The 14,705-nt window shown below is 65.4% G+C and carries 15 protein-coding genes and 2 tRNA genes; 14 read left to right on the plus strand and 3 right to left on the minus strand.

Annotated elements, in window-relative coordinates; all coding sequences use genetic code 11:
• Positions 1-65 precede the first annotated feature (65 nt).
• Positions 66-141 (plus strand) — tRNA-Thr (locus ACFFWD_RS24055).
• Positions 142-482: 341 nt separating this feature from the next.
• Here the strand turns inward: ACFFWD_RS24055 and ACFFWD_RS24060 are convergent.
• Positions 483-1,526, minus strand: a complete 1,044-nt coding sequence (locus ACFFWD_RS24060) for a polysaccharide deacetylase family protein (RefSeq protein ID WP_376969206.1) — start codon at positions 1,524-1,526, stop codon at positions 483-485.
• A 217-nt stretch (positions 1,527-1,743) separates the two neighbouring features.
• Between ACFFWD_RS24060 and ACFFWD_RS24065 the strand changes: the two genes are divergently transcribed.
• Positions 1,744-2,037, plus strand: coding sequence for a hypothetical protein (locus tag ACFFWD_RS24065; RefSeq protein WP_376969208.1), 294 nt, complete (start codon positions 1,744-1,746; stop codon positions 2,035-2,037).
• A 166-nt stretch (positions 2,038-2,203) separates the two neighbouring features.
• A complete protein-coding gene (locus ACFFWD_RS24070) occupies positions 2,204-2,416 on the plus strand; it encodes a hypothetical protein (protein ID WP_376969210.1) in 213 nt (70 codons plus the stop codon).
• Between the two features lie 74 nt (positions 2,417-2,490).
• On the opposite strand, the gene ACFFWD_RS24075 is transcribed toward ACFFWD_RS24070, so the two are convergent.
• Complete coding sequence (locus ACFFWD_RS24075) at positions 2,491-4,170, minus strand: MFS transporter (RefSeq protein WP_376969212.1); 1,680 nt, start codon at positions 4,168-4,170, stop codon at positions 2,491-2,493.
• Between the two features lie 149 nt (positions 4,171-4,319).
• Here ACFFWD_RS24075 and ACFFWD_RS24080 point away from each other — a divergent pair, with 149 nt between their 5' ends.
• The 8 genes from ACFFWD_RS24080 (at position 4,320) to ACFFWD_RS24115 (ending at position 12,804) form a co-directional block, all read left to right on the plus strand.
• Positions 4,320-5,690 carry a hydrolase gene (locus tag ACFFWD_RS24080; RefSeq protein ID WP_376969214.1) on the plus strand — a complete coding sequence of 457 codons (1,371 nt, stop codon included), beginning with the start codon at positions 4,320-4,322 and terminating at the stop codon, positions 5,688-5,690.
• Positions 5,691-5,771: 81 nt separating this feature from the next.
• Positions 5,772-7,157, plus strand: coding sequence for a cytochrome P450 (locus ACFFWD_RS24085; protein WP_376969216.1), 1,386 nt, complete (start codon positions 5,772-5,774; stop codon positions 7,155-7,157).
• A 45-nt stretch (positions 7,158-7,202) separates the two neighbouring features.
• On the plus strand, positions 7,203-8,612 hold the full coding sequence (locus ACFFWD_RS24090; RefSeq protein WP_376969218.1) for an adenylate/guanylate cyclase domain-containing protein: 1,410 nt from the start codon (positions 7,203-7,205) through the stop codon (positions 8,610-8,612).
• A 189-nt stretch (positions 8,613-8,801) separates the two neighbouring features.
• The gene (locus tag ACFFWD_RS24095) at positions 8,802-9,305 is read left to right on the plus strand and encodes a tellurite resistance TerB family protein (protein WP_376969220.1); all 504 of its coding nucleotides are present in this window, start codon (positions 8,802-8,804) and stop codon (positions 9,303-9,305) included.
• A gap of 239 nt (positions 9,306-9,544) precedes the next feature.
• The gene (locus ACFFWD_RS24100) at positions 9,545-10,324 is read left to right on the plus strand and encodes an SDR family NAD(P)-dependent oxidoreductase (protein ID WP_376969222.1); all 780 of its coding nucleotides are present in this window, start codon (positions 9,545-9,547) and stop codon (positions 10,322-10,324) included.
• 233 nt (positions 10,325-10,557) lie between these two features.
• The gene (locus tag ACFFWD_RS24105) at positions 10,558-11,361 is read left to right on the plus strand and encodes a glutamine amidotransferase (protein WP_376969224.1); all 804 of its coding nucleotides are present in this window, start codon (positions 10,558-10,560) and stop codon (positions 11,359-11,361) included.
• A 106-nt stretch (positions 11,362-11,467) separates the two neighbouring features.
• Positions 11,468-11,974, plus strand: a complete 507-nt coding sequence (locus tag ACFFWD_RS24110) for a nuclear transport factor 2 family protein (RefSeq protein WP_376969226.1) — start codon at positions 11,468-11,470, stop codon at positions 11,972-11,974.
• A gap of 20 nt (positions 11,975-11,994) precedes the next feature.
• Positions 11,995-12,804 carry an enoyl-CoA hydratase gene (locus tag ACFFWD_RS24115; RefSeq protein WP_376969228.1) on the plus strand — a complete coding sequence of 270 codons (810 nt, stop codon included), beginning with the start codon at positions 11,995-11,997 and terminating at the stop codon, positions 12,802-12,804.
• A gap of 117 nt (positions 12,805-12,921) precedes the next feature.
• On the opposite strand, the gene ACFFWD_RS24120 is transcribed toward ACFFWD_RS24115, so the two are convergent.
• Positions 12,922-12,997: transfer RNA gene (locus tag ACFFWD_RS24120), tRNA-Ala, on the minus strand.
• Between the two features lie 181 nt (positions 12,998-13,178).
• Between ACFFWD_RS24120 and ACFFWD_RS24125 the strand changes: the two genes are divergently transcribed.
• Genes ACFFWD_RS24125 through ACFFWD_RS24135 form a run of 3 tightly spaced genes read left to right on the plus strand, consistent with a single transcriptional unit; the run spans position 13,179 to position 14,700 of the window.
• Positions 13,179-13,469 carry a YggT family protein gene (locus ACFFWD_RS24125; RefSeq protein WP_376969230.1) on the plus strand — a complete coding sequence of 97 codons (291 nt, stop codon included), beginning with the start codon at positions 13,179-13,181 and terminating at the stop codon, positions 13,467-13,469.
• A gap of 9 nt (positions 13,470-13,478) precedes the next feature.
• A complete protein-coding gene (locus ACFFWD_RS24130) occupies positions 13,479-13,814 on the plus strand; it encodes a DUF167 domain-containing protein (protein ID WP_376969232.1) in 336 nt (111 codons plus the stop codon).
• 1 nt (position 13,815) lies between these two features.
• Positions 13,816-14,700 (plus strand): bifunctional methylenetetrahydrofolate dehydrogenase/methenyltetrahydrofolate cyclohydrolase, encoded by an 885-nt coding sequence (locus tag ACFFWD_RS24135; RefSeq protein ID WP_376969234.1) that lies wholly within the window; start codon positions 13,816-13,818, stop codon positions 14,698-14,700.
• Positions 14,701-14,705: the final 5 nt, after the last annotated feature.

Genomic DNA, 14,705 nt, shown 5'->3' on the forward strand with positions numbered 1-14,705 from the left:
CTTGCCAATCGGGGCCATGCCCGATATCAGGTGGCACGCCTTTCAAGGCAGTTGCCGAACGGTCCGCCGCAATAGCTCAGTCGGTAGAGCACGTCATTCGTAATGACGGGGTCGGGGGTTCGAATCCCTCTTGCGGCACCACTCTTCGCCTGTCCGGCCCGGAGACATCCGTAACGGGTCGTCCCCAAAGATTAAAGGACCGTCCGCCCCAGACAAGGATGCGGATCGTTGCGCTTGAAGCGTAGGAGAGCGTCACGGGTTCAACTGCTCGTGCGTCACCGCATCCGCTCCCGCGGTCACCTCGCCGTCCATGATCGCCGAAACGGCGGCACAGGCGTCTCTACACACGCTGGACCCAAGGGCGCATCATCACCGAGCGCACCCGACGTCGCTTGCTGATAGCTCGAAAGCAAAAGCGCCCCTGGATTTCTCTAGGGGCGCTTTTGTTACCGCGGAAATGTCCGCAAATGACGGACAGAACCCTAATCCGACACCGTCTGCACGACGCTGCCCACCGGGCGGCTCGATGCGGTCGGAACCTTCTCGTTCTTCACCATCATCGCGTCGTATTCGGGCAGCGTCTCGAGCGTGGTCTTGGCCCGCATCGCGACCACCTTGTAGCCGCCGGCCTTCAGCCGGCGCAGCAGGGTCGGCAGCGCCTGCGCGGTGTGCTTCTGCAGGTCGTGCATCAGGATGATGCCTTTGCCCTGCTTGTCGAGCTTGGTCATCACGTTCTGGATCACCTGCTCGGCGCTAGAGGACTTGAAGTCGTTGGAATCGACGTCGACCGAGAACATCGCGATGTTGCGGGTGCCGAGATAGGCCTGCGTCGCCGGTGTGTGCGCCAACGCTGGGAAGCGGAAGAACGGCGCAGGATTGCTGCCCAGCGCCATCTTCACGGCGCTAAAACCTTTCTCGATCTCGTCCTTGGCCTGCTGCTCGCTGAGCTTCTTGCTGGCGAGATGCGCGTGCGACCAGGTGTGCGCACCGATCGTGTGGCCTGCGGCTGCGACCTGCCGGAGGATGTCGGGGTGGTAGGTGGTGTGCAGGCCGATCGGGAAGAACACCGCCTTGGTGCACTCATCCGCCAGCGCCTTGAGCACGGCGGGCGTGGTCGGCCACGGACCGTCATCGAAGGTCAGCAGGACCTCCTTGTCGGTCAGGAAGTCGAACTGCTTGTACTGCAGGAAGCCAAAGCCTGGGCCGCCGGTTGTATCGACCACGACGGTGCGGCTGACGCCGAGCGCATCGGGATTGGCGCAGGCCGCCTTGGGTGCGGCCGCCACGGGCGCTGGCGCCGGCGCCGGTGCGGGGGCCGCCTCGGCGCGCTTCGACAGCGCGGCGGTGACGTCGACGTCGTCCTTGGCTGGCTTCGCCGCCTGTGCGGGAAGCGGATCGGCCGCCCGGGCGGCCACGGTTTGGGGGGCAGCCGCGTCGGCGCGCGGGGAGGAGGTCCAGAACCACACTCCGGCGATCACGACTGCCGCTACAACACTGGCCAGCATCAGGCCTAACGCATTACGCATCGCTACACACTTTCTGGGAACGCTGAGTACGCCACATCCGTAACGAGCGATTAATGCCAACAAGGTCTTAACGCGGTCCCAACGCGGGGCCGGGAGCTCAAGAAAAAGAGCGCCTTATCCTTGCGTGATGACCGTCACAGTCGGGTGGCACGCCGCGGCGCATGATCGGACGGTCAAACAGCGGGCCCGCCTCCGGCGGTGCCAATGGGAGCCGATCATGACCACCGTCTTCAGGAGCCAGGTTCTTGGGAGCCGAGTTCGCAGGGCCAGTGTCGCGTTGGCTTTTGCGGCTGTTATTTCCGCGCTGTCCTCGACGGCAAGCTTCGCTTTCAGCGCCGAAGCGCAGCAAATGTGCACGGGCGATGCGTTCCGCCTCTGCAGCTCGGAGATCCCGAACATTCCAAAGATCACCGCCTGTATGATCAAGCACCGCACGGAGTTGAGCAGCGGCTGTCGCGTGGTCATGGACCGTGACCTGGCCGCGCGATCGCGCAAGGTTGCCGAACAATAATTGCGGCACCGCATCGATCCCGGTCGGCCTGCGGCGACGAGCCGCAGTCTAATCCCGGAACGGGCGGCCGGGCAGGAGCTCGCCGCCGGCCTGGTCGTTTCAAGCTTCTTCGGCGCCTCGAAACGCTATAGAACCCGGCGCCGCGTTTTCTTAGAGACTTTGAAAGATGGTCAAGTTTCTGGTTTTTGCCGTTCCGCTGGTTCTGGTGGCGTCGGCTGCGTCGGCGCAGCAGGGGCGTGATGCCTGCACGCGGGACGCGTCGCGGTTCTGCCGCGCCCATCTCAGTGAGGGCGACCAGGTCGTTTTGGCCTGCCTGAAGCAAAATCGCGCCCGGCTGAGCAAGGCGTGCCAGCAGACGCTGATCGATCACGGACAGTAAAAGCCACCGCCGTCATTCCGGGCCATCGCCAACGGGTCGCGCGAATACGCGCGCCCCGGAATGACGCTGAGAGGCTACGTGCTGCTGCCCGCCGCGGTCGCGACCACCGGGATGACCTCGTTGGCGGCGCGGTCCGGGGTTTCGTCCTTCCAGCGCACCGATCCGAACGGACGCTCCAGCATCCGGCGCACCCGCACCGGCTCGCTGCCGATGTGGAAGTCTGCCGCCTTCTGGTGCAGTTCGCGCTCGATCTGGGTGGCGCGGTTGCGCTGGCGCAGGAAGTCGAGCCAGGTCGGGCAGTGGTAGCGCTCGGTCCAGAGTTCGGGATCGGCGATGTCGCGCGCGATCGACCAGCCATAGGCGCCGTTGCGTTGGCGGCTGAGCTGCACCTCCAGCATCACATTGTGGAAGGCGCGGGCCTTGTCCTGTGCCACGCGATATTCGATCTCGACCACCAGCGGTCCGCTGCGGCCCTTGAGTTGCAGCCGCACCTCGGGATCGGCGAGCGCCTCGGTCGCAGTCTCGTTCCGCGCGCCGACCGGCGGCATCCTGAGCCAGATGCCGAGCAGCGGCGACAGGACCATCAGGCCGGCTGAAATCAACAGCGCGGTCTCGACGCCGGCGACGTCGGTGAGATGGCCCCAGCCCCAGCTTCCGATCGCGATGCCGCCGGCGATCGCAGCCTGGAACGCCGCGAGCGAACGGCCCGCGACCCAGCGCGGCGCGGATAGCTGCACGCCGATATTGAACAGCGCCACCGCGAGCATCCACACCGCGCCGGCGATCACCAGCGCCGCCGCCGTGATCACCGGCTGCGTGCTCAATGCGACTGCTGCGATTGCGCCCGCCATCGATAGCGCACAGGCGCGGATCGCGGCTTCGCCGCTGAGGCGGCGGCGCACCTCGCTGATATTGAGCGCGCCGATCACCGCACCCATGCCGAAGGCGCCGAGCATGATGCCGTAGGTCTGCGCGCCGCCATGCAGGAGGTCGCGCGCCACCAGCGGCATCAGCGCCGAGACCGAGCCGCCGATGATGCCGGTGACCATGGTGCGGGTCAGCACGATCTTGATCGACGGCGAATTGGTGATGTAGCGCACGCCGGAGACGATGGCGCGGTTGAGCCGCTCGCGCGGCAGCCGCGATGGCTCGCTGGCGCGCTCCCACAGGAACAGCACGACGAGAAGCGGAAGATAGAGCACCGCATTCGCCGCGAACGCGGCCACGGCGCCTGCGGTCGCGACCACAATGCCGCCGATCGCCGGGCCGAAGCTGCGCGCGATGTTGTAGCTGATGCCGTTGAGCGCGACCGCGGCCGGCAGCGTTTCCGCCGGCACCTGTTCGCTGACCGAGGATTGCCAGGCCGGGCCGAACAGCGCCATGCCGCAGCCGACGACGAAGCACAGCGCGAGCAGGATGTTCGGCGTCACCAGGTTGAACCAGGCCAGCATCGTGAGCGCGGTGGCGCCTACGAGCGCGATCGCCAGCGACACCATCGCGACGATGCGGCGGTCATGCATGTCGGCGATCGCGCCTGCGGGCATCGAGATCAGCATCACCGGCAGCATCAAGGCGGTCTGCACCAGCGCGACCTTGTCGGCCGACGACGTCATCTGGGTCATCGCCCAGGCCGCGCCGACGCCCTGGATCAGGATGCCGAGGTTGGACAGCAGGCTGGCGAGCCAGATCCGCCTGAAAATTGAGTGCCGTAACGGTGCAGTGATACTGTCGGTACGTTTCGGCGGTTGGGTCATATCCGGTCCCGTTTGGCCTGCTATGGCTTGCTGATGATTCCGGCTGGATCAACAAATGCCTGCGAAAAGCTTGTCCTGTCCAGTAGTTACGGCACTGTTCGCCGGCTTAGGGCACAGCTAAAGTACTGAAAAGCCTGGGGGAGGAAATAATGGACCTATCGCGCCGGACGCTTCTGAAGGGGGCCGGAGCCCTGTCGCTGCTGGGAGGCTATTTCGATACCCCAGCATGGGCACAGACGGCTCAGGCGGCGCCGGCGGTCGACATCCCGCCGATCCTGTTCGTGCACGGCAATGGCGATCAGGCGCCGCTCTGGGTGACGACGATCTGGCGGATGGAATCCAACGGTGTGCAGCGCGAGCGGCTGTTCGCGATCAACTTCACGGATCCATTGGCGCGCAATGACGACAAGGTCGAGCAGGCGGGCCGCTCCTCGACCGAGGATGCGCGCCGCGAGCTTGGCGAGGCGATCAAGGAATTGAAGCAGACGACCGGCGCCGCGCGCGTCGCGCTGGTCGGCAATTCGCGCGGCGGCAACGCCATTCGCAACTACATCAAGAGCGGCGGTGGCGGCGATGTCAGCCATGCCGTCCTGTGCGGCACGCCCAATCATGGCGTCTACGCATGGGACGACGGGCTCGGCAACGAATTCAACGGCCGCGGCCCGTTCCTGCGTGGCTTGAACGACGGCGACAGCGAGGTGACGGCGGGTACCGCGTTTCTGACACTGCGCAGCGACGGGCTCGACAAATATGCGCAGGCCGACGGCCGCTTTGTCGGCAAGGCGGGCACGCCAACCAATGTCACCACCGACGGCACGGCGCTGAAGGGCGCGACCAATCTGGTGCTCGGCGCGGTCGATCATCGCGAGACCGCGTTCCATCCGCGCGCCTTCCGCGAGATCTACAAATTCATTGCCGGCCGCGAGCCGTCGCGAATCGAGATCGTGCCGGAGACGATAGTCAGGCTCAGCGGCCTGGTCACGGGCACGCCGGGCGGCGTGCAGACCAACCGTCCGGTGTCGGGTGCGTCCGTCGACGTCTATCATGTGTCGACTGAGACCGGCGAACGGATGGGCGGGCCGGTTCACAGCTCGCAGACCGGCGCCGACGGCCGCTGGGGTCCGGCGCAGGTCGATCCCGGCTGGTCGCTTGAGATCGTGTTGGCCTCGCCGGGCGCGGTGACCACGCATATCTACCGCTCGCCATTCCCGCGCTCCTCCGACATCGTGCATCTGCGCGCCGCGCGGCCGCTTGGGGCCGCCGATGCAGGCGCCGGCGCCGTGGTGCTGATGTCGCGGCCGCGCGGCTATTTCGGCCTGCCGCGCGATGTTGTGCTGCTCGACGGCAAGGAGCCGGCGGACGTGAAACCGGGCGTGCCGACGGATTCGGTCACGACCTTGCGGCTGCCCGCCGCCGAGGCCGGCCGTCCGGTGGTTGCCATCTTCAACGAGGAGCGGATCGTCGCGCGGGCCTGGCCGGCGTCGGAAAACCGGATTGCGGTGGCCGAGCTGACTTACTAGCTTTTCTATCGGTCCACCCGCCTTCAAGGCGCCGGGATCGGGTGCCTGAATCCATTGTCGCGAGGGGCTGGAGCGAGGGCCATGAGCATAGCCGAAGTCTACGACATGACGCTCACGCGGCGGCCCCTGGTGCCGCCGACCCCGCCGCGCGCGCCCGACAGCATGACCGCGTTCGGGCGGATGCGGGCGATGCGCAAAAGCCCGATCGAGACCTGGGCCCAGCGCGCCTATGAGGAGGACATCCTTCAGGGTCGCTTCTTCGGTCGCTCGAGCTTCATCCTCAACACGCCGGATGCGATCCGGCATGTGCTGGTCGACAACTACGAGAACTACACCCGTACGCCGGCCGGCATCCGCGTGCTGCGCCCGATGCTTGGCGAAGGCTTGCTGATCGCAGAAGGCCGCGCCTGGAAGCATCAGCGCCGTACGCTGGCGCCGGCGTTCACGCCGCGCGCGGTGACGACACTCGTGCCCTACATGGTCTCGGCGATCGACGAGACGATCGCCAAGCTGAACGCCGCGAGCAATGGCCCGGTCGACCTGCGCGAGGCAATGCAGCGCATGACGCTCGAGATCGCCGGTCGCACCATGTTCTCGTTCGGCATGGATCGTCACGGCGCGGCGCTGCGCGACTTCGTGATGGAGTATGGCGAGACGCTGGCACGGCCGCATATGCTCGACCTGCTGCTGCCGCTGAACTGGCCAAGCCCGCAGGATTTCCGCCGCGCTCGGTTCCGCAAGCGCTGGACCGCGTTCGTCGGCATGCTGATGGCCGAGCGCCGTGCCGCGGGGAAAAACGACAACGCGCCTGCGCGCGACCTGTTCGACCTGATGGGAGAAGCCCGCGATCCCGAAACCGGCGTGGCCTTCACCGACGACCAGCTCGGCGACCAGGTCGCGACCATGATCCTCGCCGGCCACGAGACCACCGCGACCGCGCTGTTCTGGGCGCTCTATCTGCTCGCGCTCGATCCCGCGACCCAGGAGCAAGTCGCGGCGGAAGTGCGGAGCGTGGCAGCAGCCGGCACGCCGGACATCGAACGGCTGAAATTCACCCGTGCGGTGATGGACGAGACGATGCGGCTGTATCCGCCGGCATTCCTGATCGCACGCGCGGCGGGGGGGCCGGACACGGTCGCGGGCCGACCGGTCAGGAAGGGCGACGTGATCCTGATCGCGCCCTGGCTGTTGCACCGGCATGAAAAGCTGTGGCGCGATCCGAACGCGTTCGTGCCGCAGCGCTTCATGACGGGACCGCCGCCCGACCGTTTCGCCTATCTTCCGTTCGGCGTCGGCGCGCGCGTCTGCATCGGCGCGCATTTCGCGCTGGTCGAGGCGACGCTGGCGCTGGCAAAGATCATCGGTGCCTTCCGCGTCGCGCTGGCGGACAAGGAGCCGGTGCTGCCGATCGGCGTGGTGACGACGCAGCCGGACCGCTCGCCGATGTTTGCGATCACACCGCGCTGAAAACACTTGCGCGGACCTTTCCGAATGCTCATCTAGGTCCTCACCATGAGCGATACACAGGCCCAGTTCGCAGTCCTCAGACAGACCGCCGATCCGGCCGTCGTCGATGCCATCGAGCGGCTGATTGCCGAGGGACATGATCGCGACCTCAATCGCATCAACCTGCTGGATTTCTCGCGCCGCGCCGGGCTCGACCAGGAGAAGGTGATCTCCGGCTTCCTGCATGCGTCGCGGCTCGGCCTGTTCGACATGAGCTGGAACGTGCTCTGTCCCGGCTGCGGCGGCGTGCTCGACGCGCATTCGACGCTGAAGTCGCTGCGCCACGACGACTACAATTGCGCGCTGTGCGCGGCGGGTTATGAGGCTTCCGTCGACGAGCTTGTCGAGGTCGCCTTCACCGTCAGCCCGCGCGTCCGCCGTATCGCCGCGCACGATCCCAATTCGCTACCGATCTGGGAATACTTCCGGCAGATGTTCTGGAGTTCGGGCATCGACCTCAACGAGGAGTCGCTGTCGACGTTGATCAACGAGGTGACGCTCGAGGGGCTCGAGCTGCCGCCCGGTGAGAAGGCAATTCTGTCGCTCAATCTGCCCAATCAATTCGTCATCGTGTTCGAGCCGGTGACGCATTCCGCGCACTTCTTCTCCGTCGAGGGCGAGCCGACCACCGAGCGCCAGCAATTTTCGATCGCATTCAACAAGCTGCAGGCGCCGACCGGCACCTCTACGATGCGACCCGGGCCGCTGCGGCTCTCACTGGAGAATCAGGCCGACGTTCGTGTGCTGCCCTCGGTCTGGATCGCGGGCGACCCGCTGCACAAATTGCTAGGCAAACGCAAGCCGATCCTGACGGCAAAGCGGATGCTGTCGAACCAGACCTTCCGCGACGTCTTCAAGGCCGACAATCTCAATGTCGACCAGCGGCTGAAGATCACGGCGCTAACGTTCCTGTTCACCGACCTGAAGGGATCGACCGCGCTCTATGAGCGTGTCGGCGATCTCGCCGCCTTCGATCTGGTGCGCGCGCATTTCCACGCATTGCTCGACATCATCGCATCCGAGCGCGGCGCCGTCGTGAAGACGATCGGCGACGCCGTGATGGCGACCTTCATCAAGCCCGAGCACGCGCTGTCTGCTGGCTTGCGGATGCGCGCGGCGATGGCGAAGCTCAACGCCGAGCGCGGCAAGGAGGATCTGATCGTCAAGATCGGCATCCACGAAGGTCCCTGCCTTGCGGTGATGCTCAACGAGCGGCAGGACTATTTCGGCCAGACCGTGAACATCGCGGCGCGGGTGCAGAGCTTATCGACGTCACAGGAAATTCATCTTACCCAGCCGGTGATGGAATCGCCCGAGGTCGCCGGCATTCTCGATCGCGCCGCGATCAGGCCGATCCAGAAGGAAGCGGCGCTGCGCGGCATCGCCGACAAGCTCGTGGTGTACGAGATACCTTGATAGCCGGCAGACGCGCTCAAGCGGCTTGAATGCGTCATGCCTGGGCTGGTCCTCCGCATCACGCGATGGTGTTATTGCCAAAACGTAATGCGCTCTCCGGAGCCCGCGTCGATTGCGCCGGTTGTGTTTCCACGCCATATGTGTTTCACGCCGGAAACATTTCATCAGGCTTCAATCGATAGACACACGATGCTCGACGGACTTCGCCAATTCATTGCCGATATCGTCTCCCCCGACGCGCAGGCTGACCGGACGTTCGACGAGGGCGATTATCGCCTGGCCGCGACCGCGCTGCTCGTTCACGTCGTCTCGCTCGATGGCGAGCCGACCGAGGTCGAGAAGCGCAAGCTACACGGCCTGATCGAAAGCCGATTCAAGCTCGATCCCGGCACCGCCGACAGGTTGATCGCGTCCGCAACGCGGGTCGAGGGCGAAGCAGTCGATCTCTATCACTTTACCAGCGTGATCATGCGCTCGGTGAATGAGGAGTGCCGGCTGCGCATCGTCGAGATGATGTGGGAGCTGGTCTACGCCGACGGCCAGGTCAGCGAGTTCGAGGACAATGTGGTCTGGCGCGCCGCCGACCTGCTCGCCGTTTCCTCGCGCGATCGCCTCGATCTGAAACACCGTGTCGCCGAGCAGCAGGCGGCCCTGCCCAAGGGGCCTTGGGGAACGGCAGACGCGGCAATCTGACACGCCTGCCGTGTTCGTGCGGCCACAGTCGTGCCGGTATCGCAGATGACGAAACTTTAATCTGGGGCACGATTTGTCGCCATCGCGAGCGATAAGCCTGAAAACCCTGCGTTTCACTTCGAAAACGGCACACCTCAGCATGGCAAAATGCTTACGGACGGCTTGCGTCGCACCGCAAGCCTATGCTCTCGTCGCCCCAGTTCGTAACCTCGCGGCAATTTGAAATAAGAGTTTGAATCGTGACCGAGCGTGTGACGCTGATAACCGGGGCATCGGCGGGCATAGGCACCGAACTGGCGCGCGTATTTGCATCGAACGGTCACCGTGTGGCGCTGGTGGCGCGACGGGCAGATCGCCTGAAGGCGCTGGCCGACGAGCTCGGCGGCAAGGGCGGGGCCGCGCCGATCGTGATTCCCTGTGATCTCCAGGAGATCGATGCCGGCGACAAGATCGCGGCGGCTCTGGCGGACGCCGGGGTCGAGGTCGAATATCTCGTCAACAATGCCGGCTTCGGCCTGTTCGGCCTCGCCATCACGCGCGACCGGGCCGAGCAGCTCAACATGATCGCGGTGAATATCCGTGCGCTGACCGATCTGTCGCTGCGCTTTGCCGATCAGCTGATCCGTAACCGCGGCGGCATCCTTAATCTCGGCTCTATTGCGGGATTCCTGCCGGGGCCGGGCATGGCGGTTTATTACGCCACCAAGGCCTATGTGTTGTCGTTCTCCGAGGCGCTGCGCTGTGAGCTCGCGCCGAAGGGGGTGCGCGTCACCGTGGTGTGCCCCGGCCCGGTGCCGTCGGAATTCCAGAAGCGGGCCGGATTCGCGCCCGGCTTCGATTCGGCGATTCTTGACGTCGCGCCGGCCGAGGTCGCCCGGCAGGCCTATCGCGGGCTGATGGCCAACAAGCGCGCGGTCCTGCCCGGCCCGTTCATCAAGCTCGTCCCGTTCCTGCTCCGTCTGTTCCCGCGCTCCTTCATTCTGACCGCGGTTGGCGGCTTCCAGCTCCGCAAGCGCTGATCCCGCATTCGGCTTCGGCGCGTTTTCGAGCGAATCGGCGCCGGTTCGCGTGAGGACAATGCGTAAGACCAAAAACCGGAGCCTTCGATCAGCCCGGGGCCGTCTCTGGCCCGCGATTTGCTTCGAAATTTCGCCTGAGCGCGCTCGAACTCACACGAAATTAAGAATCACTTACCTATGATCGTCGCTTACGTGTCGAATCCTTAAGCAGAGGCCGAATTCTAGCAAAGGCAATGTCGTTCCGGTCGGACCAAGCCCGTGTCGTGGTGCCCTTCGCATGCCGGAGGCTGGCCGCGGTCACGCCGCCGGATCCGGCCCTGTTGCGGCCGGTGCTGGTCGTGCTGCACCGGGAGACGTCGACCCCCGGCCGGATCGGAAATGCCTTGCGCGCGCTGGGCTATTCCCTGGATATCCGCCGTCCGCGCTTCGGCGACGCCTTGCCGGAGAGCCTCGACGAACATGCCGGCGCGGTGATCTTTGGCGGCCCGATGAGCGCCAACGATCCCGACGACTACGTGCGACGCGAGATCGACTGGATCGAAATTCCCCTGCGCGAGCAGCGGCCGTTCTTAGGCATCTGCCTCGGCGCTCAGATGCTGGCGCGGCAGCTTGGCGCTGAGGTCGCGTCGCATGCGGAAGGCCGCGTCGAAGTCGGCTACTATCCGATCAGGCCGACGGCGGCAGGCCGCGCGCTCTGCCCGGACTGGCCGGCGCGGGTCTATCACTGGCACGGCGAGGGATTTGAGCTACCCGATGGCGCCGAGCTGCTTGCCGCCGGCGACGACTTTCCGGTGCAGGCGTTCCAGCTTGGCAATGCCTTCGGCATCCAGTTTCATCCCGACGTGACCTACGCGATGATGCATCGCTGGACCACGCGTGGCTGCGTACGGATGGACCAGCCCGGCGCCCAGCCGCGCCATCAGCACTTCGCCGAACGCGCCGTATACGACGTGGCCGAACGCGCCTGGCTGAAGCACTTCGTCGACGGCTGGATCGCGCGCCCGCCGCGCCCGGTGGTGCTGCAGGCCGCCGAGTAGCCGTCACGCGGAATATTCCGCGCACCACAGCGCGGCTTTCCATCCTCGCGAATGTGCTAGTGTTGCGTCACCAAGCTCGCAGGCAAGCGAGCGCAGGGGAGGCGACATGACCGGCGATGACTTCGCGCGTCTGCTCGGCGATTTCACGCAGTCGGCGGAATCCGGCGACGGCGCGCGCTTTGCACGTCACTTCACCGAGGACGCGGTCTATCACGACTACATCTACGGCCCGCACACCGGCCGCGTCGACATCGCGCACATGCTGCAGAACCTGTTTCATCGCGACGCCACCGACTATCGCTGGGAAATGTTCGATCCCGTGCTCGACGGCCGCCAGGGCTATGCGTGGTCGCTGTCGAGCTTCACCTCGACAATTCCGCAGTTCGCCGGCAAGCGTGTCGTGATCGACGGCATGAGCCGCTTCATCCTGCGCGACGGCCTGATCGCGGAGTACCGCGAATCCGTCAATGGCGGCGTCGCGATGGCGCAGCTCGGCGTCGAGCCGGAGCGGATGGCGAAGGTGTTCCGGCGCTGGAGCGGCTGGCTGGAGCAGCGGCCGGAGACGCAGGACTATCTGGCGCGGCCGAAAGGCTCGCGCAAACAGCAACAATAACCGAGCACAGGGAGATCGCCGTGAGCTACCAGCACATTCTGTACGACGTCAGCGACAGGATCGCGACCATCACGTTGAATCGGCCCGACCGCATGAATGCGTGGACCGCGACGATGGAGCGCGATGTCCGCCACGCGATGGAGGCGGCGGCCAAGGACGACAACGTCCGCGTCATCGTGCTGACCGGCGCGGGCCGCGGGTTCTGCGCCGGCGCCGACATGGAGGCGCTGAAGGGGATCGATCCCAACGATATCAGGCGCGGCGACAATATTCCGTTCGACATGAACCGGCGTGCCGACTGGCAGACGCGCTACGCCTATTATCCTGCGATCCAGAAGCCTGTGATTGGCATGCTCAACGGCGCCACGGCCGGCATCGGCCTGGTGCACGCGCTTTATTGCGACCTGCGCTTTGCGGCCGACACCGCGGTTTTCACCACCGCGTTTTCGCGGCGCGGCCTGATCGCTGAGCACGGCATCAGCTGGATGCTGCCGCGCATCGTCGGCCATGCCAATGCGCTCGACCTGTTGATGTCGGCGCGGCGCGTCTCCGCCGAGGAGACGCTGCGCATCGGTCTCGTCAACCGGCTTTATTCGCCGGAGAAGCTGCGCGAGGAAACCTACGCCTATGCGCGCGACCTCGCCGACTTCGTCTCGCCGAGCGCGATCGCGGTGATCAAGCGCCAGCTCTACGACGTGCCGTTCCAGACGCTGGCGGAAGCCACCATCGACGCCAACCGCGAGATGCAGATCGCGCTGAAGGGCAGCGATTTCAGGGAGGGCGTCGCGAGCTTCATGGAAAAGCGGCCGCCGCGGTTTACGGGGAAGTGAGGGGGGGGGGATAGGCGGAGCCGGCGAGAAAGCCCGGCTTCGTCCTTCGGGCTACGCCGAGGCAGCCCTCGCTACGTGAGGGCTTGCCGAGCCGAAGCAGGCGTAGCCTGCGAAGGCTGGTGGAGCCAGGCGGGATCGAACCGCCGACCTCGTCATTGCGAACGACGCGCTCTCCCAGCTGAGCTATGGCCCCGTCGCGGCCGGGTGTTGCTGAGTGTCCCGGCCGACAGTCGGGCGCCATTTACAGTCCCGCCCAAGGCCAAGTCAAGAACGCTGAAACTGCGGTTTTGGTCCTAATTGACCGGGAACTTCCCTTGTTTGCGAGGGGATGAACCGATATCTAGCTGATCATCCCACCTGCGAGCTCCCCCCACATGCGCGCCGTCCTCGACATCGTCATCATCGTCCTCGACCTCTATGTCTGGCTCTTGATCGCTTCGGCCATCCTGTCCTGGCTGGTTGCCTTCAATGTGGTCAACACGCGCAACCAGTTCGTCTCCGCGGTGGCCGAGTTCCTCTACCGGATCACCGAGCCGGTGCTGCGGCCGATTCGGAACTTCATGCCGAATCTGGGCGGGCTTGATATCTCGCCGATCATCGTGATCCTGGTCATCTTGTTCATCCAGCGGGTGATCGCGTATTACATCTACCCCAACGTCATCTGACCCTCTTCCATGGACCCTTGGCGCTACTCCACCGAGGGAATCAGCATCGCCTTGCGCGTGACGCCGCGCGGCGGCCGTGACGATATCGATGGGATCGAGACGCTGGCCAACGGCCGTTCCGTCGTGAAGGTGCGGGTTCGGGCCATCGCCGATGGCGGCGAGGCCAACCGCGCGGTGACCGAGCTGTTGGCGAAAGCGCTCGGCGTGCCGAAGGCCCGGGTGAAGATCCTGTCGGGGACCACGTCGCGGCTGAAGCAGGTGGCCGTCGACGGCGATCCCAGGCAGCTTGGCGACACCTTGAAAAAGCTGACCGCAGCGAAGCCGGAACGAGAGACAAAGGACTGACATGGCTGCCCGCATCATCGATGGAAAGGTCATTGCCGCCGAGCTTCGCGCCCGCGTCGCCGACGAGGTCGCCCGCGTCAAGCGCGACCACGCGCTCACGCCGGGGCTTGCGGTGGTGCTGGTCGGCAACGACCCCGCGAGCGAGGTCTATGTCCGCAGCAAGCACACGCAGACGCAAGGCTCCGGCATGGCCTCGTTCGAGCACAAGCTGCCGGCTGATGTGTCTCAGGCCGATCTGCTGGCGCTGATCGCGCAGCTTAATCGTGATCCGAAGGTGCACGGCATCCTGGTGCAGCTGCCGCTGCCGAAATCGCTGCACACCGAAACCATCATCAACGCGATCGATCCGGCCAAGGACGTCGACGGCCTGCATCCGAACAATGCCGGGCGGCTGGCCGGCGGTTTTGCCGCGTTGTCGCCCTGCACTCCGCTCGGCTGCATCATCCTGACCAAGAGCGTGCATCCCTCGATCGAGGGCATGAATGCGATCGTGATCGGCCGCTCCAATCTGGTCGGCCGTCCGCTGGTGCAGCTCCTGCTGAACGAGAACGCCACCGTGACGATCGCGCATTCGCGTTCACGCGACCTGCCAAAGCTCTGCGCCCAGGCCGATCTGGTCTATGCCGCGGTGGGTAAGCCCGAAATGGTGCGCGGCGACTGGCTGAAGCCCGGCGCCACCGTGATCGACGTCGGCATCAACCGCATCCCGGTGCCTGGCGCCAAGCCGAAGCTGGTCGGCGACGTCGCGTTCCAGGAGGCGCTCAATGTCGCCGGCGCGATCACGCCGGTGCCTGGCGGCGTCGGTCAGATGACGGTGGCGTGCCTGCTCGTGAACACGCTGCGCGCGGCCTGTGCGATCGCCGGCCTGCCGGCGCCGGCAGTGTGATCGTC

Origin of the sequence: Bradyrhizobium erythrophlei, assembly GCF_042430365.1 — a bacterium.
In the GTDB taxonomy this organism is placed as follows: Bacteria; Pseudomonadota; Alphaproteobacteria; order Rhizobiales; family Xanthobacteraceae; genus Bradyrhizobium; species Bradyrhizobium erythrophlei.

Coding starts and splice junctions, on each gene's coding strand:
- ACFFWD_RS24065 (WP_376969208.1), top strand. CDS start 1,744: ATGACCACCGTCTTCAGGAGCCAGGTTCTTGGGAGCCGAGTTCGCAGG.
- ACFFWD_RS24105 (WP_376969224.1), top strand. CDS start 10,558: ATGTCGTTCCGGTCGGACCAAGCCCGTGTCGTGGTGCCCTTCGCATGC.
- ACFFWD_RS24060 (WP_376969206.1), bottom strand. CDS start 1,526: ATGCGTAATGCGTTAGGCCTGATGCTGGCCAGTGTTGTAGCGGCAGTC.
- ACFFWD_RS24135 (WP_376969234.1), top strand. CDS start 13,816: ATGGCTGCCCGCATCATCGATGGAAAGGTCATTGCCGCCGAGCTTCGC.
- ACFFWD_RS24070 (WP_376969210.1), top strand. CDS start 2,204: ATGGTCAAGTTTCTGGTTTTTGCCGTTCCGCTGGTTCTGGTGGCGTCG.
- ACFFWD_RS24080 (WP_376969214.1), top strand. CDS start 4,320: ATGGACCTATCGCGCCGGACGCTTCTGAAGGGGGCCGGAGCCCTGTCG.
- ACFFWD_RS24090 (WP_376969218.1), top strand. CDS start 7,203: ATGAGCGATACACAGGCCCAGTTCGCAGTCCTCAGACAGACCGCCGAT.
- ACFFWD_RS24095 (WP_376969220.1), top strand. CDS start 8,802: ATGCTCGACGGACTTCGCCAATTCATTGCCGATATCGTCTCCCCCGAC.
- ACFFWD_RS24085 (WP_376969216.1), top strand. CDS start 5,772: ATGAGCATAGCCGAAGTCTACGACATGACGCTCACGCGGCGGCCCCTG.
- ACFFWD_RS24130 (WP_376969232.1), top strand. CDS start 13,479: ATGGACCCTTGGCGCTACTCCACCGAGGGAATCAGCATCGCCTTGCGC.
- ACFFWD_RS24125 (WP_376969230.1), top strand. CDS start 13,179: ATGCGCGCCGTCCTCGACATCGTCATCATCGTCCTCGACCTCTATGTC.
- ACFFWD_RS24110 (WP_376969226.1), top strand. CDS start 11,468: ATGACCGGCGATGACTTCGCGCGTCTGCTCGGCGATTTCACGCAGTCG.
- ACFFWD_RS24075 (WP_376969212.1), bottom strand. CDS start 4,170: ATGACCCAACCGCCGAAACGTACCGACAGTATCACTGCACCGTTACGG.